The 19,644-nt window shown below is 44.0% G+C and carries 19 protein-coding genes and 1 pseudogene; 7 read left to right on the forward strand and 13 right to left on the reverse strand.

Translation table 11 applies throughout. The features are described 5' to 3' along the window. Positions 1 to 135 precede the first annotated feature (135 nt). Positions 136 to 1,317, forward strand: coding sequence for a methyl-accepting chemotaxis protein (locus AAKU64_RS19960; protein ID WP_503012719.1), 1,182 nt, complete (start codon positions 136 to 138; stop codon positions 1,315 to 1,317). Positions 1,318 to 1,458: 141 nt separating this feature from the next. Then, positions 1,459 to 2,499: a phosphate ABC transporter substrate-binding protein PstS gene (gene pstS, locus AAKU64_RS19965; protein ID WP_354362787.1), complete on the forward strand. Its 1,041-nt coding sequence runs from the start codon at positions 1,459 to 1,461 to the stop codon at positions 2,497 to 2,499. A 281-nt stretch (positions 2,500 to 2,780) separates the two neighbouring features. On the opposite strand, the gene AAKU64_RS19970 is transcribed toward pstS, so the two are convergent. After that, positions 2,781 to 3,185, reverse strand: coding sequence for a GlcG/HbpS family heme-binding protein (locus tag AAKU64_RS19970; protein WP_354362788.1), 405 nt, complete (start codon positions 3,183 to 3,185; stop codon positions 2,781 to 2,783). Next, on the reverse strand, positions 3,182 to 3,841 hold the full coding sequence (locus tag AAKU64_RS19975) for a flavin reductase family protein (protein WP_354362789.1): 660 nt from the start codon (positions 3,839 to 3,841) through the stop codon (positions 3,182 to 3,184). The genes AAKU64_RS19970 and AAKU64_RS19975 overlap by 4 nt, the downstream gene beginning before the upstream one ends. A gap of 50 nt (positions 3,842 to 3,891) precedes the next feature. Between AAKU64_RS19975 and AAKU64_RS19980 the strand changes: the two genes are divergently transcribed. Then, positions 3,892 to 4,467 (forward strand): PadR family transcriptional regulator, encoded by a 576-nt coding sequence (locus AAKU64_RS19980; protein WP_354362790.1) that lies wholly within the window; start codon positions 3,892 to 3,894, stop codon positions 4,465 to 4,467. A gap of 691 nt (positions 4,468 to 5,158) precedes the next feature. Here AAKU64_RS19980 and AAKU64_RS19985 read toward each other — a convergent pair. The 5 genes and pseudogenes from AAKU64_RS19985 to AAKU64_RS20005 all read right to left on the reverse strand — a co-directional run. Continuing rightward, positions 5,159 to 5,674 (reverse strand): hypothetical protein, encoded by a 516-nt coding sequence (locus AAKU64_RS19985; protein ID WP_354362791.1) that lies wholly within the window; start codon positions 5,672 to 5,674, stop codon positions 5,159 to 5,161. Positions 5,675 to 5,821: 147 nt separating this feature from the next. Then, entirely contained in the window at positions 5,822 to 6,736 is a 915-nt protein-coding gene (locus AAKU64_RS19990) for a hypothetical protein (RefSeq protein ID WP_354362792.1), read from the reverse strand. Positions 6,737 to 6,935: 199 nt separating this feature from the next. After that, positions 6,936 to 7,175, reverse strand: a complete 240-nt coding sequence (locus AAKU64_RS19995) for a hypothetical protein (protein WP_354362794.1) — start codon at positions 7,173 to 7,175, stop codon at positions 6,936 to 6,938. A 678-nt stretch (positions 7,176 to 7,853) separates the two neighbouring features. Next, entirely contained in the window at positions 7,854 to 8,612 is a 759-nt protein-coding gene (locus AAKU64_RS20000) for a hypothetical protein (protein ID WP_354362796.1), read from the reverse strand. A 259-nt stretch (positions 8,613 to 8,871) separates the two neighbouring features. Further along, positions 8,872 to 9,323 (reverse strand): annotated as a pseudogene (locus AAKU64_RS20005) (Tn3 family transposase); the annotation flags it as partial. Between the two features lie 230 nt (positions 9,324 to 9,553). Between AAKU64_RS20005 and AAKU64_RS20010 the strand changes: the two are divergent. Continuing rightward, positions 9,554 to 9,916, forward strand: a complete 363-nt coding sequence (locus tag AAKU64_RS20010; RefSeq protein ID WP_354362798.1) for a YciI family protein — start codon at positions 9,554 to 9,556, stop codon at positions 9,914 to 9,916. 184 nt (positions 9,917 to 10,100) lie between these two features. Here AAKU64_RS20010 and AAKU64_RS20015 read toward each other — a convergent pair whose 3' ends face one another. Next, complete coding sequence (locus AAKU64_RS20015) at positions 10,101 to 10,286, reverse strand: hypothetical protein (protein ID WP_354362799.1); 186 nt, start codon at positions 10,284 to 10,286, stop codon at positions 10,101 to 10,103. 100 nt (positions 10,287 to 10,386) lie between these two features. On the opposite strand from AAKU64_RS20015, the gene AAKU64_RS20020 reads away from it, so the two are divergent. Beyond that, positions 10,387 to 11,382: an RNA polymerase sigma factor gene (locus AAKU64_RS20020; RefSeq protein WP_354362800.1), complete on the forward strand. Its 996-nt coding sequence runs from the start codon at positions 10,387 to 10,389 to the stop codon at positions 11,380 to 11,382. Here AAKU64_RS20020 and AAKU64_RS20025 read toward each other — a convergent pair. Further along, positions 11,374 to 12,180 (reverse strand): class I SAM-dependent methyltransferase, encoded by an 807-nt coding sequence (locus AAKU64_RS20025; RefSeq protein ID WP_354362801.1) that lies wholly within the window; start codon positions 12,178 to 12,180, stop codon positions 11,374 to 11,376. The genes AAKU64_RS20020 and AAKU64_RS20025 overlap by 9 nt on opposite strands. A 113-nt stretch (positions 12,181 to 12,293) precedes the next feature. Between AAKU64_RS20025 and AAKU64_RS20030 the strand changes: the two genes are divergently transcribed. Next, positions 12,294 to 12,863 (forward strand): PadR family transcriptional regulator, encoded by a 570-nt coding sequence (locus AAKU64_RS20030; protein ID WP_354362803.1) that lies wholly within the window; start codon positions 12,294 to 12,296, stop codon positions 12,861 to 12,863. 508 nt (positions 12,864 to 13,371) lie between these two features. Here AAKU64_RS20030 and AAKU64_RS20035 read toward each other — a convergent pair. The 4 genes from AAKU64_RS20035 to AAKU64_RS20050 form a co-directional block, all read right to left on the reverse strand. After that, positions 13,372 to 13,674, reverse strand: coding sequence for a hypothetical protein (locus AAKU64_RS20035; RefSeq protein WP_354362804.1), 303 nt, complete (start codon positions 13,672 to 13,674; stop codon positions 13,372 to 13,374). 82 nt (positions 13,675 to 13,756) lie between these two features. Continuing rightward, complete coding sequence (locus AAKU64_RS20040; RefSeq protein WP_354362805.1) at positions 13,757 to 16,453, reverse strand: bifunctional diguanylate cyclase/phosphodiesterase; 2,697 nt, start codon at positions 16,451 to 16,453, stop codon at positions 13,757 to 13,759. A 334-nt stretch (positions 16,454 to 16,787) separates the two neighbouring features. Beyond that, positions 16,788 to 17,207, reverse strand: coding sequence for a PilZ domain-containing protein (locus AAKU64_RS20045; RefSeq protein ID WP_354362806.1), 420 nt, complete (start codon positions 17,205 to 17,207; stop codon positions 16,788 to 16,790). A 524-nt stretch (positions 17,208 to 17,731) separates the two neighbouring features. Further along, complete coding sequence (locus AAKU64_RS20050; protein WP_354362807.1) at positions 17,732 to 18,865, reverse strand: catalase family protein; 1,134 nt, start codon at positions 18,863 to 18,865, stop codon at positions 17,732 to 17,734. A 111-nt stretch (positions 18,866 to 18,976) separates the two neighbouring features. On the opposite strand from AAKU64_RS20050, the gene AAKU64_RS20055 reads away from it, so the two are divergent. Beyond that, a complete protein-coding gene (locus tag AAKU64_RS20055; protein WP_354362809.1) occupies positions 18,977 to 19,591 on the forward strand; it encodes an HD domain-containing phosphohydrolase in 615 nt (204 codons plus the stop codon). Positions 19,592 to 19,644 lie beyond the last annotated feature (53 nt).

Here is a 19,644-nt window from a genome sequence, read left to right on the forward strand (position 1 = left end):
GAAGACAAAATCACTAAAAAAGCATCATTTTATTTTTTAAAAATTCAACCTTTGCTGAAACGGCTCTGATTAAGGCTGTCATGCAAAGGTCTCACTTTAAATCAAACATCTGGTACTGAGTTTTTAAATGCAGGAATGACGAGCACTGATGGTTGGTATGCGTATGCGAGTACCGCAGGAATTTTACTCAGCTCAACTTTAGACAAACGACTTGAGAGAGATGTACTGCATCGGAACATATTAGTGTTTGTGATTTCGGTGATTTTTTTAGTCGCAGCTTATTTGTTAACGGCCTTTTATGTTTCATTTTCTAGCGAAGTAAGAGAATTGAGTGAGGCAGTTCGAAGAGTTACTGCTGGTGATCTAAGCACACAAATCGCCTCTCATGGTAAAGATGAAATAGCACAGCTACTCAATGCATTTGATGCGATGAGTCTGGGCTTAGCAAACTTGGTAACTAATATTCGCCAAGGAACCGAAACAATTGCGACCGCATCAAGAGAGATTGCCCATGGCAATGCTGATTTATCTTCACGCACAGAACAACAAGCTAGCTCTCTGGAAGAGACTTCTGCGTCCATGGAAGAATTAACCAGCGCAGTGAAGCAAAATGCGGCTGGTGCAGAGCATGCAAGCGTAAACGCTTTGTCTGCGGCGGCTATTGCGAGCGAAGGTGGGATTGCAGTGAATCGTGTCATAGATACGATGAATGCAATCCAACAATCATCTAAAAAAATTAGCGACATCATTGGTGTTATTGACGGTATTGCCTTTCAAACTAATATTCTTGCTTTGAACGCCGCTGTTGAAGCCGCTCGTGCTGGTGAGCAGGGTAGAGGTTTTGCCGTAGTCGCAGCCGAGGTGCGCAACCTCGCACAACGCTCAGCTAGTGCTGCCAAAGAAATTAAGGCATTGATCACCACTTCTGTAACACAAGTTTCTGCCGGTAGCGAGCAGGTACAAATGGCTGGAGCCACGATGAATCAAATCGTCGATTCGATTCGCTCGGTAACGGAAACAATGCAAGAGATAACAAGTGCGAGTAAAGAACAGCGCTCAGGTATAGAGCAAGTTAATGATGCGCTTGGGCAAATGGATGAAATTACGCAGCAAAATGCGGCATTAGTTGAGCAAGCTGCTGCCGCTGCCGAAAGCATGCACGACCAAGCGCTAAAACTTTCACAAGCAGTAGCTGTATTTAAGATTGCCGAGACAAATTCAGCAATTACAAACTCAACCAATATTTTCAATAGCAAGTTGAGAAAAAGTCCCTCACAACAATTTTCTCAACAGAAAAAATTTAAGCAAATTCAATAAACATGATTTCTATTGATGAATTCAAATTTACTATTGTCTGAAAAATTAGAAAGCAGCAAAACATGTTTTAACGAGCTTGAATCGACTTAAGTTTCGTTAATCGAGTTACTGGTTTTCACTTTCTCTTATTTAGTTTTTAAAATGTCAAAACTACTCACACTTTTTTTATGTCTCTGTTTTCATGTTGCGAATGTGACGGCTGCGAGTATAGGCGGTGCAGGTTCTTCAGCCGCAGCGCCCCTTTACAACAAATGGGCAGTGGCCTACAGTAAGAAAAGCGACTTGATATTTGCATATCAGCCCGTTGGATCATCGGCTGGAATAAAGCAAATTAAGGCGCGTACCGTAGATTTTGGTGCTAGCGACGTAGCGATGACGGTAGCTGATTTAAAACGAGAAGGGTTAATTCAGTTTCCATCTGCGATATCCGGCGTGGTGCCAGTTGTCAACTTGCCGGGAATTAAAACAGGACAATTAAAACTCACGGGCGAATTGCTAGCAGGCATCTTTAGTCGTACCATCACTCAATGGAATGATCCTGCAATAACTGCCCTAAATCCAGACTTAAGACTTCCTAAAAAGACGATTGAGGTCATCGTACGTCAAGACGGATCAGGCACGACCTATAACTTTACCGACTACCTCGCTAAGCTAAGTAAGTCATGGCAAAGTACATACGGTCGAAATTTTACAATCAAGTGGCACGCTGAGCTTACTCAGGTCAAAGGCAGTAGCGGGATATCTGCCGCACTCAAGAAAACACCCTACGCTATTAGCTATATTGACTACAACTATGTACTTCAGGACGATCTCGATTCGGTAGTATTGAAAAACCGAGAGAATAAATTTGTCGCCCCTTCCGCAGAAGCATTTGCCAGTGCTCTAAACAATAGCGCCTGGAAAACAAAGGGTAGTTTTGAAGAGATGCTGACGGATAGGCCAGGGATTATCAGTTGGCCTATCACAATGGGGACGTTTGTAATGATCCCACAGTCTGCTAAAGACTCCTTAAAGACGATCGCTACCTTGAAGTTTTTCACGTGGAGCTTTATGAGTGGAGACCATCTAGTTAACTCAGTTGACATGGTGCGCTTACCAGACAATATTCAAGCACGTGTTTTTAAGGAAATGATGACGGTCACTGATTCAAATGGTAAGCCTTTGCAATGGACACCCCAATGAAAAATGTCGTTTGTAAAAGAGTTTTATTAATTGTACAAGTTACAATTCGATTTGACAGGGTGTGTCAGGTCGTGAATGTCTCAGTTGTGCCCAGTGCTGAAAGATTTTCTTCCATTTAGCAGACACCTGCCGCTAACGAAATCCTTGAAGAAAAGGTAAGACTTCTTGTGAAAGCAACTATCCGTCATACCTATAATTGCTGTTTTGAGTAAGTAAAAATGGATGCGAGTTCACTGCGATATATTTAGCTGGGTCGAAAGATAAACTATTGGAATAAATATTTATTTGGACGCTCCCCATTCGCGGGCTCCTATCTCAGCATATGCATGATCTAGTTCAGCGGTACTGCCACCGACTCCGATCGCTCCAATAATTTTACCCTCAACACGAATCGGAATTCCACCTGGAAGAAACGCGATTGGGTAAGAAGCTGCTCCTAACAAAGCTGGCGTGAACGGTTTGTCAAATGGTAGGTTGCGGGTTTCCGTGCCAAAGAAGACCGCAGTCTTTGCCTTTACCTGAGCTACGTCAATGGACGCAAGTAACGCCCCATCCATACGTGAGAGCGCCAGCAAGTGACCTCCTCCGTCACAGATGGCTATCGTTACTGCAATACCGTCTCCTAAAGCTACCTGCCGGATGATTTCGATCACGCTGATTGCTGCTGCATCGGTTAGTATGTTCATAAATAGCTTCCAATTGGTTTGTCGGATTGGGAAGGAAAGAAACCCTCATCGGGTAATTCAAATCGGTCGGTAATTCGACAGTATTGTGTGCCCGCAAGACGGCCAATAGCACCTAGACTATCGAAATTAATTTGGCCATCGCCATCTATCAAGTCGTCGCGGACATGGATATAAACAACTTCCCCAACGACTAGATTTGCATATTGCCCGATGGGAACGATCGCGTGCGTGCGACATTCAAAACAGGCTGGCGCTTCAGCAATGCGGGGCGGACTGATTACACTACTAGGTGACATTGTCAGGCCCGATATATCGAATTCCGATACATCAGATGGCACTGGTGTGGAGCATCGAGCCATGGCTTCCGCACAGGATTCCACCGCTATATTGACAACAAATTCGCCGCTACCACCGTTGGGTATAGATTGAATATTGCGGAGCGTATCTTTTTGACTGCGATCGGGTTTCAGTCCTGTAATTGTGAAAGATATGGCCATGGGATTATGACAGGCGATACTGAAATAAGAAAATGGGGCTATGTTGGCGATACCAGACGATGAAAGTGACGATACAAATGCAATGGGACGCGGTACAACAAGTCCTGTTAGCAGTTTGTAGCGCCATCCATCTGGTAAGCTTTCCGGGGTTGCTTCCATATCAATTCCTCGCTACCATTAGTTTAGACATGACTAGTATAAAGTAGACTATGAAAAATACAAGTGATAAACAACCCTCTCCAGGCGGATGGGTGATCTTAGGCTTGTTACTGGATTCACCCAAATCCGGTTACGACTTAAGTGCAATCGCGCAGCGCAGCGTTGGTCAATTCTGGCCATTGACGAAGGCCCACATCTATGGTGAACTTCCGAAATTGGAGCGACTTAGTTATGTAGAGGGACAGGAGGTGCCGCAACAGGGCGTGCCAGACAAAAAAATATATACTGCGACGAAAGAAGGTCGCGAAGCGTTTAGTGATTGGTTGGCAAGCCCCAGCATAGGCGAACCGCTACTGCGACATCCGTTACTTGTACAAGTATTTTTTGGAGCACATTTACCACCCGGTCGATTAAAGGAATTAGTCGACGTATATCGCCAGAGCGTGATCAAAACCCATTCGCAGTACAGCGCCATTTTGAATCACGCATTAAAAGGTTCGAGCTCGGGTTCTGCCAGCGACCCGGTCTCGATGCGCCGCCTGGCTGTTAGGCATGCGTTGATCCGAATCGAAGCCGAGTTGGTGTGGCTAAATGAAGTCGATCTAGTTGCAATTGCCACAGATTAAAAGTCAAGACGACACCGGTAATTTATGAATCACATTATTCTGGGAGCGTGACGCTTTGGCTGCTATGCGCCGTAAACTGTCCCACAAATTATTAGTTCACTTCTACTTAATTACCATTAGAGATGGTTGCCAAGATGTCGGCCGCTTCAATTTGCGCGACTCCCAGCCGGGAGCATTATTTATCCAAACTAGAAACTATCTTACTCAATGTCTCAACTTTTTCCCGTAATTTTGCGGTCACATACCAATGCAAAGAAAACAGTGCTGTGAACAATAGAACCGATAGTAATACTTCCTATGCAACGGAATTTTTCTGAGAATAAAAAAAACCACCCATCATAGGAAGTAGTATAAATGAAAGGCGCTCGGGCCAAGTGGGAATGGCAATCGACAACTGAGTACGATTGATTGAATCGATTAGCACTAACTTTGCATTTACTTCGTTAACGATTTTTTGCGTAGTACTATCAAACATAATCGTTTGCTCCAATTAAATGACGGTCAAAATCTTCAATTCACACAAATACAGATTCGGACGAGGAGCCTAGGGATTTATTTTTGCCTTGGCTCTGCCTTAAATACGGTAGTTGTTGATGCCTCGCATAAGGGACGACCGACCACTTTGTGCCGCCAAGAGTCATTCAGTCTTACACAAGCTCCGCAGCCTCAAGATAGACTTTTGTTCCATTGTTCAAAGACATCCTTCTATATATTGAACCGATGGTAAGCGTCCGGTTCGAATAATAGTGATTCGTCGTCCATCAGTTTCCATTACTATTGCGCTTTTCTCATTTTTGGATTTCACAATCATATAATGACCGTTATCGTCGTATTTATGTGGTTCGATTTGTACCTGTGAACCGTAAATATCTTTTACCTGTGACTCAGTGTGACCAACCTCAATACCTTTGTTTGTTTTTATCTTTGGGGACAATATTTCAATCCTGCTGATTCTTTTTCGTTCAAACATGATCAAGACGTTTTCATTTGATTTTAGTGGCTGTTCAAAGCACTCACTATAATCGCCTAGTTGCTCCTTCAATTCGAAGCCTCCATCCATCAATTCGGTTTCCGTCATGCCAATATGAATTATGCCTAGTCCCTTAAATGTCAACCGCTGATCGCTCAATTCAGACTTCGCATTGGCAGAGCCTAATAACATCAAAGATGAGACCGATACTGAGGTAATAATTTTTTTAAAAATCATATGTCTTCTCAATTCTTCCAATTTGTTAGCTAAGTGCCTATGGTGAGCATGTGCCGCTTTTTAACCAACAACTCCTTCAAATTAATCACAGGACAAAAGTTTGAACACTAACTTTGCCGTCGAACACCAGAATTTCGGTCAGCTACTTTAAAACAGTTTTTTCATATCAACTGGGACGCCAAGATCCGCCAAAATAGCTGCATCTAATCGACCAACCTTGATTCTCAAGCCTTCGCCCTTGTGCTTATTGACCCAAGCTCCTGACATCAGTCCAAAAAAGCTTAAATCATTTTCGTCAGCAAGCGGGTTAAATCGGCCGTAATGGGTGATATTTTGGGATTCAGAGATCGAGCAAAAATACGTACGATCTCTGTGAACAGTTTGCTGTGTATAAGTATCATGAACGAAAAAAATCGGAAGGGCGCGCCCATAGACCCGAGACGTATTCTTACCTATAAACTCCGGTAGGCCGTCTACAGATCTCTTCACAATCAGCTCATCGTACAACGAGACAAAATTCAAATTCTTCCATGTGCCCGAAGAACGATCTGACCATCCATTGAAGCCAAAACCATGACCAAGCTCGTGTGCGAAAACCGTTACCAAGTCAATCATTCCCTCAGGAACGGTATCCGTCCTTGTTTTAGAATTTGGGTCAATCCAATATTCTCTACCAATCATGTCGGGTCGGATTTCAACCACAATGTCGGGATCAGTTGCTGATAGGGATTTTCCTGTACGTAGCTTGTAGATTGCGGACTCTTCAGAAACCTTAATAGCACCTTGATTATGATGACTAATATTCGAATAAGATCTTCCAGAAAACCTTCCTGTACCATCGGTATTCGTTCTAACGTTTATTTGAATTCTAAGTATAGATGCACTTTCAATCCAATTCCCCCAGTCATCTACTGCAGCATTGAAATTTTCCAATACCTTGTCACGCTTATCTCCAAGGAGGTTTGCAGGATCATCAACGACAAGCTCATATTTGAGTTGGCCTGCATAAAGATTTGAACAAACTGGCAAGGCCAAGAGCAGAGCTATAATTGTTGATTTCATTTGTCCCCCCCAAAACCTTTTCGATCATGTATCTGGCAACTCTACCAAGGACTACTTCTCAACTTGAGTAATGCCCTTCTGTGTTGCCCAAGGTTATTTTGCCCCCAAAACTCCAATTGATGACCAATGTCCGCTTTGTGACAATTTAAAGCGGTCATTATCTAACGTGCTATGTCAGATCGGATTACTGCTATTACATTTAAAGTGCCAATTGATCTTCTAAGAGTTCGATAGCGGCTTCTAAATCATTAACCTTATCTAAGTCACTTTTAGTGGGTGCATCGGATTCCCCTGAAGCCTCCATATGAGCTGTTAGTTCTTTCAGTTTTTGTTTTAGCTCATCAATCTCATCCTGAATCTTCGATTTAAAATCTTTGGAAGATAAATTTTCTTCTTTCAAATCTTCAATAAAATCTTGGGCGTTTTCAGAATAGATCATGTACTGCTCCATCAAATGAAATTATTTGTTGACTAGATTAAAGTTTCCAAGCTAGTGGGAGATCAATTGGACTTACTACTGATTTTCTAGTTTTTTAAGCGTGCGTTTGGTACTTCAAAAACCACGTAATCCGCAATCGGATTTTTCGTGATGTCGGCCATCTGAAATATTTTGTTTGATATCTGCAATGCGATATAGCCAACAGCATTAAAAATAAAGCGGAGGAATTCTACAGGCGCTTCTTTAAATGATTCTTTTACATAGAATCGAAATCTTCCATGTAATTCTTATAGGCGTTCAAACCCGCCTAGCATTCTTCGAAACTCACTAGCATTTTCTTTACAAATATCAAACCCATCATGTCTAAACCGCTCTGAGCTTAATTAAATTCTACTATCCCGTTAAAGGAGCGACTCAATTCAGGAGTAATCTGCAAATCTTGAATTTGCTTAGCTTTTAATTGGATAGCTGTAGTGCTTCGAATTAAAAAATTCAGGGTAGTTTTTTCATTTTTGATCCAATTTTCCTCCGGTATCGGCAATACAAAAAAGAGTCGTGATTCAACCGACTAACCTAGTTCTCTTCATATTACGAAACTCCCACGCGGGTAGAGGTTAAGCATTATTCGATAGACTAAGTTTTAATTTTATACTCAGGAAAAATGAATATTCAAACTACTCAATTTGCCAAATCAGGAAAGTCAGGAACAACCAAAGGTCGCTCGTCACTGGTCAAAGACTTTTTATAAATTGACGGGAGCTGTTTTGACCACGCAATAAATTTCTCCATATACAACTGCTTGTTAGTATCTTTTTCTAGGCGGTCTTTATGCCAATCGCTTTTAATCCAACTAGCACTCTTTGACGCCGTTTGTCCTGCAAGTTCTGGATTGATCCAGAACCGAACCTTTACAAATTCGCCATACTGATATTTGTCATATTGCGCGAGCAAGGTGGTAACAGGAGTCTTAATCTGGTTATTTTCTAACCATAACGGCACTGCGTTCAACCATGTGTTACTTGATGCAAAAGCATTCGTATTGTGATTTATTAGAAGACATTCTGGGTAGTCGTAACTACTTTTTAACGTATCTTTAAAAATAAGATCATCTCGCTTACATGGCTCAGGAGTCCAACTATGAGTAGATGTTGACGAGACCGTCGCTTCAATTTTCACGCTCGCCCGGAATTGTTTGTCATTCGTATTGATTAAATATGCGGTCAATATATCTGCGCCTGGCTGGAAAGAATGGGTAAACCTGACAGCACTTTTATGCTTTGCAACGAGAACCCAGTCTCCTGCGGGAATTGGATATTGATGTGAACCAATTTGAACGATGCCATCTTTAACGATGGTACCTACCTCAGTAGCGTTCAACTCAACACCGCTCGCTAATGGGGGCAGTGCAAATGAGAAAATACACAGGCTGAAATTCAATATTCTTTTGTTCAAATAACACCTCACAAAATTGTTGATAATAAAACTAGGATGAAAGATCTGCTTAACATCTCTACTTGTAATATTTCATTATATGCAATCTTTTATATTCACTCAGAAGAATTCTTTTTGACATATCGTTTTTTGCACAAATACTACATATACTGATTGTATATACAGTATTTAGATTTTCAGGTGTAGAAATGAAAGTTAGATTAAGCATTATGGGGAGCACAGGAAAAACGGAAAAAATAGCACGCTAAGGTTTTTCGGGTGTTCGTAGCGCCCGAAATTCTCCCTCATCGATCTTCCGGTTCTGACTCCACACATAGTCTCCGGTCAGGTTGATGTGCTCCAGCCGAACGGGGACAGCAATTGCAGCATACCGGAGTCGGGCAGCTTGCCAGACTCTCGCGAAGCCGGTATCGTCCGCTCCAAGCACACCGTATTCCACAGAACGATGCGGCAGTCACTAGGTTCAGGCCGCTGGCGCGGTAACGCTGTAGCTCGAATGTCCGGTCGCTGATCACACCTTGCGCGCCTCTCCTTTGTTCAGACCCGCATGCACGCGTGCGGCACAGATCGACGTTCTGGATACAGTCAAGAATGAACGGTGTGCGCCCCATCCGCCCCATCTCGCGAAACGGGATTGATAGGCCGTTGTGACGCTGGGTAGTTGCCCAGAGCAATGAGGTTCTGGCGCAACATCACGCCGCGCGAATCTATTTTGAAAAGCAAACCCACGTTCTACGAACGGGGTTCATTTACATCAACAATATTTTTTGCGACTTGTCGATTGAGGCACAACTCAAGCATCTGCATAGTGAGAAAACATTCTTTCTCTTCTAACAGTCGGTCGTGCAAGACAGATCAGCAATCGGATAGTATTGCACCATCTACGCTATCAATTCGAAATCACCTTCACATCATTGGAGAACACCATGGAATTTATGCTCGCATTTAACGAAACTACCGCCGAAGTCGCCAAAAAAACTGACCCAGAACAATCAGGCGCGTACTGGGGCGCATGGAACGCATATGTCGGCGCAATGTATCAAGCTGGGGTCGTCGTTAGTGGCAACGGCTTACAAGCTCCGCACACCGCAACCCGAGTGCAAATCGTCGACGGCAAACGCCAGATTCACGATGGCCCTTATCCAGATGCCAAAGAGCATTTGGGTGGCTACTTTATTATCAATGTCGCGAGCCTCGACGACGCGCTCGAATGGGCGGCGCGTAGCCCGAACGCGAGTGCTGGCCATACCGAAGTGCGACCTGTAATGCCACCGCCAGAGATGCCGTAAAAGATGTTGCGTTGAAGGCGGTTTAGTTATGGCGGATACGGCGAAAGGTTTTGGCGTCCCGTGTGGGCGTTTTGCTGTGTCTGCCCTGATCAAGTAGTGTTTGAACTACGTCATCCCGACTATTTCACCATAACAGATACAAAATATTAGACATGATGCCAGACATGACGACGCCAAACCCCGCCTACGCTGCTGCGCAACAAGCAGCTCGTGCTTCCTTCGGGCGGCTGGTGTCGTGGCTCGCCTGGCAGTGGCGCGACATTGCCGCCGCCGAGGATGCGCTTGCGGATGCGTTGCTCAAGGCGTTGGAACGCTGGCCGATTGATGGTATTCCGAGCTCACCAGATGCGTGGCTATTGTCTGTCGCCAAACGTCAGCTATTGCAGCTTGCCCGTCATAACAAAGTATGCTCAGACCCTGCCGTTACCGTTTTGCTCGAGCAACAATACGGGCAGGATAAAGGAGCGTCCATGGCTATCATTCCCGACGCACGGTTAAATCTGATGTTCGTTTGCGCTCACCCTGCCATTGATGAAAAAATCCGTACGCCACTGATGCTGCAGATCGTGCTCGGTTTGCAGGCCAACGAGATCGCATCTGCAATGCTGATGTCACCAGCAAGGCTGGCACAAAGGTTGGTGCGCGCCAAACAGAAGATCAAAGACACGGGATTGTGCTTTGAAGAGCCGGACGCTAGCGATCTTCCTGCGCGCTTGCACGACGTACTTGAGGCGATCTATGGCGCATTCGGGCTTAGCGTGGAAGCGATCGCGGGTGCAGAGAGCCGCATCACAGATTTGCAGCAGGAGGCGATTTTTTTGTGCAGCCTAGTCTGTACGCTGATGCCGGAGGTCGCTGAAGCGCAGGGTTTATTGGCGCTGATGCTGTTCCGCCAGGCCCGCCGTGCTGCGCAATTGAGTCCACAGGGTGATTTTATTCCCTTGCCTGGGCAAGACATGCAACGCTGGGACAAAGCGGCCATCCTGCGCGCCGATCAATTGTTGTGGATGGCAGCCGGCCAACGTCAGCCGGGGCCTTTCCAACTCGAAGCCGCCATCCAGTCTGCTCATTGCCATCGGCTGTTCACCGGCGAAACACCCTGGACAGGGATTGCGCAGCTTTACGCCCAAATCAACCGGTACTACCCGACCACTGGCTCACGCGTTGCAGGGGCTGTCGCGTTCGCAGAAGCCGGCGACGCTGCGGCAGGCCTGGCACAACTACGCGCGATTGAACAAAGCCACAGCAACGGCTTTCAACCTTGGTGGGTCGCATACGCCCATTGTCTAAGAATGCTGGGACAAAAAGACCAGGCAACAGCGGCTTTGAAAATGGCTTTGGGCCTGACGAGCGATGTTCGTTTGCGGAAGTATCTGGAGCGGCTGTTGCAATACTTTTTAAATGGATCTGCCGCCTCCGTTGGATGTATTGAAACTGATGTCCAGTTGAGCTATAGGTTATTTTGACGTCATTGGGCGCGAACAAACTAGGGTTTGAGGCCTGTAGGTGCCACCGCTTAAAGTACCCATAATTTTCGCCTCAATTCCACCATCATAGAATTCGACAGAATTGGCGCCAAATGCTTTTAGTTGCTCGGCGTAATCGGCAACATATCCAATATCTGCAATCGCTAAAACTCCGCCTGGCCGAAGGACTCGCCACATTTCAGTAATAATAAGTTTTCTGTCTGCGGAATCTTCAAGGTTGTGGACGACCCAATGAGTCAAAACGACATCCATGGAAGCATTTTCAAATGGTAATTTACGTGCATCACCGGTCTCGATGCGTACACGATCTACTACACCCTCTCTACGAGCATTGTGCAAAGTTGCCTCTGGAGAATTGTCCGCTTGGTCTTCTTCACGCCACAGATCGATGCCGATTGCGGTGCCATTACTAAGTTTATGCGCCGCTCCAATCAGCATTAATCCACGGCCGCAGCCCACGTCAAGTACCATTTCATCTCCGCACCACGGGCGCTTCTCATCTATTTGGCTTATAAGTCGATCACGGGATAGAAGCTTGCCGACTCGGCTGCTCCAAGTCATATAAGTACCCATGCCTATCCCATATAACGAGAGCAACGTGCCAGCAATTAGCATTGCGATACCTGCTGCACCTGAAAATTGCTGCGATTGTCTAGATGCGATGAATTCCGCGATCAAAAGCAAAAATCCGACGAATCCAATGGCAAACATTCCAAGACGAACACCAGGTGCATCTTGACCGTAATCTACTTGCTTTGTTGGTTGTATTGACTTCATAATCACCTCTTGGTCTTAATCAAACTAATAGCATAGTCTAAATCAGACTATGCGCAAGATTTTTTTCTGATGTGAGCCGCTGAGCCGCCAGAGTAGAGTGAAAGAGGTGAACTGTGGTCGAAAGTACTAATCCACGTGGGCGAAGAACTGGCAGCAACCAAGGACTAACAACTGCAGATTTGGTGGTGCTGAGCCTACTGGCTGAGCGCCCAATGCATGGATATGACTTATTGGCCGAGTATCAACGGCAAGAGGTAGCCGATTGGGCAAGCATCTCAAAAGCTCAGTTGTATTACGCGTTAAAAAAACTCGATGCAATGAAATTGCTAGGCGGGAACACTGAAGACGGTGCGGCCCGTGACAGGACAATATACCGACCTACGGCCGATGGGCTCGCTGCACTATCGGCTGGTCTTGCAGCTACGACTTGGGCAAGTAGTCGTGTGGCACAACCGTTCACAACATGGTTTGGCCTATCAGTTCACGCTTCTCCAGAGGCGCAACAGGAAATTCTGAGAGCCCGATTGAGTTTTTTGGTTGAAGAGATTGCGAAAGAGAAACGGAGTTTAGAGTTTATTACAACCCTCTCTGCCCCAAGAGCTCTAAAAGGCGCAAGCATCGTCCAATTAACTATCAATCAGCTACAGGTCGAGCTTGAATGGGTGAAAACATTGATGTCATAAGGTTCGAGCTTATCGGGCTTTGTTTTCCGTTTTCTGAGGCGCCCCCTAAGTCTTTAACCCGCCGTTCAACAGCATGTCCTGCTTGAAAAGTATAAAGTCGAGATGAAGCTGTGGTAGTCATTTCAATCTTTCTCTTATTTGTATGAATGTTGCAATTTAGAGAATGGTAACCGCGACGATTAGAAGCCCTCGATAAAATATCCTACAATCGATCGTATAACGAAATAACCTAAATCATTAAATTAATGAGGGTTCACTAAGGATCACCTTAGCGAATTCACTGTAAGCGAAATTAGAATAATACGGAATGTCTAAAACTGTTGAAATTGCTTCAAAGGCAGAAGTCTCCATTACAGGTAAAAAATATTGCTCGAGTCATCAGGGTTACGTCGATGTTCAATTGGGTAATATCGTTACTAAGTCAAATTCACGCCGTTGGATATGTTTCTCATGTCAGCAAAAGTCTAAGCTATTGACCCGACGCACCTAAACTTAGTCGTTAAGTTGATTAGTCATTATGAATATAGTAGTTACACATAGTGATTAAACTGCCAAGCTCAGAGGCGTCCTCCCTATTCAATAGAATATTTCGTACTTCCGTTATTTGAGTGCGACTCGGAATAATTTCAGTTGGGCTTTTGCACATCCATCCAACTAACATTGTCGACAATTTTTCTATCTTAAGCGTTGCTACTTCTTTTCTAGTTGGTACATAAACGTGTAATAAATATCCTTTTTGCTTCTTCGCAGACCTTTCCGCAGCGCGAAAATTTTCTTCAGGAATACCGAAACGGTCATGGCTTTTTTTCATTAATTCCCCATCATTCAAATATCTAGATGTTGATCCAACAAATTACATCAATCATTAAATTAGCCAAGTTAAATTGGGATTGTTATTGAGGTTCAGGCAGTAAAAACGATTGATTTAGCAGCGGAGGAATTTGTTCGGCAGGTAACGGACGCGAAATAAAATAGCCTTGAATTTCATCGCAACACAAACGCCGAAGTACGATCAGTTGTTCCTTAGTTTCTACTCCCTCTGCGACAACAGTCATATTTAATGCATGAGCCATAGATACGATTGCCTTAAAGAATATTTCACCCTCTTTAGAACTGGTTAATTCATTGGTAAAAACACGATCAATCTTCAGAATATCCATATCGAGTCGCTGTAGCTGAGACAGCGACGAATAACCCGTACCAAAATCATCAACAAGCAATTTGATACCAATTAATCTGATCGTGCTCAACTCAGCAATGATTGTATTATCTTCGCCCATCATTGCAGACTCGGTAATTTCGACCTCTAATAGGTCGGCTGCAATATCGTATTTTTGTAAACAAGCAGCGAGTTTCTGAGCAAGATCGCCGGTATTAAACTGCTTTGCCGATACGTTAATTGACACAGGAACTAATGGTAATTTAGCCTCTTTCCAATCCGCTATTTGAGCGCACGCTTTTTCTATCACCATATCACCCAAGCGCAAGATCATTCCAGTCGACTCAGCAATCGGAATAAATTCAACTGGAGGGATCATTCCTTTGTCCGGATGTATCCATCTAAGCAGTGCCTCCATGCTAGTCATTTCGCCAGTGGTGGCATTCACTCGAGGCTGATAATGTAGTACAAACTGATCAGTCTCTATTGCATGAGATAAGGCCTGCTCCATTTCAAAACGGGTTTTTAATTTTGTATAAATTTCAGGTTTAAAGAAGTCGTAGTGCCCCTTACCAGCCGCTTTAACAGAGTACATTGCGATGTCTGCATTTTTTAGAAGAGTTTCAGTATCTTCCCCGTCACGAGGATAAAGACTAATTCCGATTGAGGCACCGATTTCATGTTTTAATCCCTCCCACCAAAATGGCTGTTTAAATGCTTCTGCGATTCGTTCGGCAACTCTTGCGGGCTTGGTTTCTCGTTCGACTGGCTCAAGCGCCACCAAGAACTCATCTCCTCCCAACCTCACCACATTGTCCGATGGACGCAGTACCGATTGAAGTCGGGACGCTACCGACTTCAACAAGTGATCGCCAGCCACGTGGCCTTGTGTATCGTTTACATTTTTAAAGCCATCCAAATCAATAAACAGCAACGCGATCATTTGATCGCTTGCTTTTGCTCTTGAAATCGCCTTAGGTAGGTAGCTTATAAGCCAATGTCGATTGTATAGGCCGGTTAAGCCATCCCGATTAGCTAGCCGGTGGAGCTCTTTCTCGGCATTTTTTTTTGCGCTGATATCTTGAATGGTGACTGCCAGACTACTACCCGACCGGACAAGACGTCGTTTTGCCCAGACAATGTTCATAGGACTTGCATCAGACATTTCATATTCGTCTTCATAAAATCCAATTTCCATCGCTTTCGAATAGGTCACTATCATCGTTTTGAAGTAGCGATCTTCTTGAAGTGAGGACATATTCATCCCAACTAATTCTTCTCTGTTGAGCCCGAAGAACAGCGCACCTTGTGCATTGCAGTCGATTACCTGGAAGTCAATAATATTGCCGTGGATATCGTGGAGAGCGTTCATCATATAAAAGCCCTCATTCGTTCCCTCTGTTGCCAGCCGATAGGTATCTCTGACTTCTTTTGCTTGATATTTTCTCCAAGCCAGACGAGTCGACATCCAGGTCGCAATAACTCCAAACAAAATGAGAAAGATTGTAGCGATGATGGTTGAATTTTTAGTATGTTTCCAAGAGTCCTCACGAGTGCTCAGGAGTTCTTGCTCTGACAATCCGACTACCGCAGTCACTTTGTAAGCTGCCAGACTTTGCCAACCTAAAAACCGGGATTTTTGATCAACAAAGATCGATTGACCTGGAAAGTAATCTGTTCCTAGGGGTGTTTTAATTGACAATTCTTTTGCAAATACATCTGTACTGATATGAGAAACAGTGTTGCCGACTCTTGATGTTCCAATTACGCCTTCGTTACTCAAAACTGCCAATAGCCCATTTTTGCCGATACTTTGCTCGTCGTAGAAAGAGGAAAAGTACGAAGGATCAACTGAGATCACGACGATACCGTCAAACTCTTCATCTGCGTTCTCTAGTCGGCGCGTAAATTGCACTACCGGCTTACCTGAACTGTTAACGACTACTGGCAAACCGATTTGCATTGCACTAGAGTTATTGAACTGGTGATAAAAGAAGAGACCTTTCAACGTGGAGTCTTGCCATGCTTCCATTGGAGCTGTGGATGTGACTGGATTGGCTCTCTTATCTAGAATTGCTACAAGCGCAAATTGGGATGCGGTAAATAAACCTTGCGATCTTAATTCACCTAGACGCAATGACCGACTAGAGTGCTCCCAATCGTATTTGACATGCATACTGATTTGATCAAGTTGCTCGATGGTGCGGTTAAGGTATTGGGCATAGGCACGCGAGAGCGACGCTGCATCTTTCAATGCATTTGCATGAAGAAGTTTTTTATCCTGCTCAATGCTAGCGCCATAGCTCCACCAAACAGCAGAAATTAAAGCGACACAAATAAGAGGCCAAGCAACGATAAATGCGTAACTATTTCGAAGAAATGCAAGCTCTTTGACCCATTTAGAAATAGGTGCAATCATCGTTGGTGTCATCTCGATTCGTAACAATTGTTACACTAAGGGATCGTAGGCTATCACAAATAACGGAGATTGAAGTTGAGTTTGCTAATACTGAATCTCAAACCACAGCTTAAGGTTACCCACAGAAATTGTGGATAACTTACTCCCAATTGATCTAGATCGCACTTAAACGCCTTACAGCATCGGCATTTATACAGAATGACTTTATTTTAAGCAAAAATTTAAGTAACAGTTGAATGAACTGACTAGCGTATGGTCCTAATCGAATCCGAAACGTGAGTATCTCATTTGCTTATTGAGGAAGTTCAGTGATTCTTTAGAGTATCTGGTTCTAGAATCTTTTGAATTAATTCAATTTGTTAGATTCTCGTAAAATGCATCGCATGAACTTATTTTCATTGTCGAATGTTTCAGCAATCAATATGCCAATTTCGTGATCGGAATACGAATTAAATGTAAATCCACCTTTGGTATATGTGCTGCCTACATCCTTACTCCAAACCAAGTCAATAATGGCCGGACGCAGTCTCGTCTCATCACCACCTATTTGATTAATTAACGACAACTCAAATTGCTGGCCCTCAGTCAAGATATTTTTTTGCATAAGAATTTGAAGGCCACCTTTACTGACATCAACTAATACCCCAAGAACACCGCTTGGGGTGTCTTCCGGCTTGAAGACCCAGATGGGTAAAAAATCGTTGTCCTGTTGTACTAGAAAAAATTGAGACCGTTCGAATTTACGATTTTCAACGTCATTGCCCATCATTTTTCCTCAATCAATTTTAGTCGTGTAAACAAGTGCTTAAACTAGCCAACTTTAAAAACTCATTTGCTAAGATATAAAAAAATTGTGACTAGCCAATTACTTTGAAAAGAAGTCCTGAAAATCTGAACAACGGGACTGAGATGTTTTCTTTGATTTTCATTAAAAATAAGTTGTTCACGTGGTTATCAAGTCAAGAATAAATTCGCAAAGATAAGTAACTACGTCGCATTGCAAATGGGGGAGGTTCAGTTCGTATTAGTTATTAGTAGATCGATCTAATAGCAGTATTTCGGAAAGAGATTTCTCAATCAGCGTTTTATCTTTGATCGTTAGTTGGCTGAACGAATCCAGTAATAATGGCAGGCTAGAAATGAAACGGTCGTCGATAAAGCGGCTTTTTACTAGGTCGGATATTAGCGATTCTATTCAAGAAAAGCTTACTATACTAATTAAAAATTACGCAGTTTTATATTTATTGATTCCCGCATCTTGCCTTGTAAATGAGCAGGAACCAATCTTTCTCAATCAAAATAAGTCGTCAAATTGGATATCGTTCCTGGTTCTTGTCGTTCAATTCCATTCATATTGTGCCGGGTTACGCTGATTTGGTCATAGACCACTTTACGCAAACGATTTAAGGAGCCTAAGGGCTTATGCTCAGGAATAGCATGCCATGGTGTGAATGATAAATTTTCACAAAAGGCATTCTGCTCAGGAGTGTCGAACTTCTGTTTCGGAATTCGGATAGTGGCAACCTTTACGAACGGCGCATCAGATTCGAGCCATTCTGAACGCGCGTCTTCTACCTTTTTTTTATCTGAAATTTTGGACTGGATCAAGAATTCCATACAAGCGTCCTCCTTGTTTAGAGAGTTGATCATTGCTTCACGTAGGAAATTAGGACTTGGCTTATCTGGGATTGTATCTCCACCTGATTTACAAGCTCTCGCAGAGAATTTTATCGCTTGCCGACCATCTCCTTGGCCCAACTGAATTGGTGCGGGAGACCAATAACGAGTCTGAAGTGGGTTAGCAATTTTTAAATCGTTTATTTTCAGCAATACCATTGTGCCATTCCAGCCCAATGCAAGAGGAATCCCTAGCTTGCTCAGAGGACCTCCCTCCAATTTTTCATAAAAGGAAACCGCATTCGAGGCGTCTGCCATAAAGAACACTGGATGGCTCATCATGATGAAGTCTTGAGTAGAAGCATGACGTTCATTTTCCAATATCTTGTCGCCTTGCACCCCAAGTAGTTTTATAGACATTCCTCGCTCATTACCCTCAATGTCAGGCTTACTTGCATCAGGATTACCATTAGAAAAGCGTATCCAGGCGGCATATTGTTTTCCGGGTAAAAATACGCCTTTAGCCAATCGATTTGGGATATCGTTTTCAATTTGAAATTCGGCCTTCACGCAGCCATGCGCCTTTGGATGTGCGTCTCGATGCGCTTTGCTTCCATTCGCCTCTTTTCGTACCATCTTTTCAATGATGTTGGCAGTTTCACGGACGAGCGCTTCCTCATTTGGAAGAAGTTGCTCACCAAGTACTACATCGGGTTGAGGGTACGGCAACGTAGATTTAGTCTCTGCGTAGACTGATGTTGTGATGAAGGCTACGGCCATAGCCAAAGCGTGCGCAATTGGATTCAACTTGATCTCCTCAGGGGTTAAGATTGATTAATAATATGACTTCACCTGATTGGCGTATATCGGTCAAACATCCGATGTAGTTTGCGTCTCGAAAATGTTAGGATGGCAAATATGACACCATTCATTTTGCCGCCCCTTAAGGATAATTCAATAGACCTATTGGATGCCTTACATGCACTTGCATTTATGGGCGACCTCAGTATGGGACAACCGACGGACCATTCGACACGCGTTGCTATGTTGAGTTCGAAGCTCGCTCAGCACCTCGGTCTCGATGAGGTGCATCAAGAATTCATTGAACAGGTTGCGTTACTGCGTTGGTCCGGCTGCACTGCCAATGCGATGGAGGTTTCCAGTGTTATTAGTGATGACGTTGAAGGTCGCGCAGCAATGTTGGCGATGCAGTTCGAGCGCATTTCAATACTGGTAGCCCCAGAATTTGTGCATGACCAAGTTGCTCGCATCGCCGCCATTCATTGCGAAGTATCGAGCTTGATAGCGCAACTGATGCAACTAAACCAAGAGGTTATCAAGGCCTTAACTTGCGTATTCGAACATTGGGATGGATCTGGCGCACCACGCGGGTACTTTGGACAAGAAATTCCCCTCTCGGCGCAAATTGTTGCTGTAGTCAGCGAATTTGAAATTTTCAGTCGCAATTTTGGAACAGAGAAAGCGAAGCTTGGGTGTTTTTGCACAAACGGAGCTAAAGTTCCACAGAATTGATAAATGAGGCGTTTTTTTGCCTCGACCAATACTTTGCCCTTCCCGCACGTCAA

This window comes from Undibacterium sp. GrIS 1.8 (genome assembly GCF_040544445.1).
In the GTDB taxonomy this organism is placed as follows: domain Bacteria; phylum Pseudomonadota; class Gammaproteobacteria; order Burkholderiales; family Burkholderiaceae_D; genus Undibacterium.

What these genes read in the sequence shown, in the direction of transcription:
- AAKU64_RS19960 (WP_503012719.1), top strand. Translation starts at nt 136, where the DNA reads ATGACGAGCACTGATGGTTGGTATGCGTATGCGAGTACCGCAGGAATT.
- pstS (WP_354362787.1), top strand. Translation starts at nt 1,459, where the DNA reads ATGTCAAAACTACTCACACTTTTTTTATGTCTCTGTTTTCATGTTGCG.
- AAKU64_RS19970 (WP_354362788.1), bottom strand. Translation starts at nt 3,185, where the DNA reads ATGAACATACTAACCGATGCAGCAGCAATCAGCGTGATCGAAATCATC.
- AAKU64_RS19975 (WP_354362789.1), bottom strand. Translation starts at nt 3,841, where the DNA reads ATGGAAGCAACCCCGGAAAGCTTACCAGATGGATGGCGCTACAAACTG.
- AAKU64_RS19980 (WP_354362790.1), top strand. Translation starts at nt 3,892, where the DNA reads ATGAAAAATACAAGTGATAAACAACCCTCTCCAGGCGGATGGGTGATC.
- AAKU64_RS19985 (WP_354362791.1), bottom strand. Translation starts at nt 5,674, where the DNA reads ATGATTTTTAAAAAAATTATTACCTCAGTATCGGTCTCATCTTTGATG.
- AAKU64_RS19990 (WP_354362792.1), bottom strand. Translation starts at nt 6,736, where the DNA reads ATGAAATCAACAATTATAGCTCTGCTCTTGGCCTTGCCAGTTTGTTCA.
- AAKU64_RS19995 (WP_354362794.1), bottom strand. Translation starts at nt 7,175, where the DNA reads ATGATCTATTCTGAAAACGCCCAAGATTTTATTGAAGATTTGAAAGAA.
- AAKU64_RS20010 (WP_354362798.1), top strand. Translation starts at nt 9,554, where the DNA reads ATGGAATTTATGCTCGCATTTAACGAAACTACCGCCGAAGTCGCCAAA.
- AAKU64_RS20020 (WP_354362800.1), top strand. Translation starts at nt 10,387, where the DNA reads ATGGCTATCATTCCCGACGCACGGTTAAATCTGATGTTCGTTTGCGCT.
- AAKU64_RS20025 (WP_354362801.1), bottom strand. Translation starts at nt 12,180, where the DNA reads ATGAAGTCAATACAACCAACAAAGCAAGTAGATTACGGTCAAGATGCA.
- AAKU64_RS20035 (WP_354362804.1), bottom strand. Translation starts at nt 13,674, where the DNA reads ATGAAAAAAAGCCATGACCGTTTCGGTATTCCTGAAGAAAATTTTCGC.
- AAKU64_RS20040 (WP_354362805.1), bottom strand. Translation starts at nt 16,453, where the DNA reads ATGACACCAACGATGATTGCACCTATTTCTAAATGGGTCAAAGAGCTT.
- AAKU64_RS20045 (WP_354362806.1), bottom strand. Translation starts at nt 17,207, where the DNA reads ATGGGCAATGACGTTGAAAATCGTAAATTCGAACGGTCTCAATTTTTT.
- AAKU64_RS20055 (WP_354362809.1), top strand. Translation starts at nt 18,977, where the DNA reads ATGACACCATTCATTTTGCCGCCCCTTAAGGATAATTCAATAGACCTA.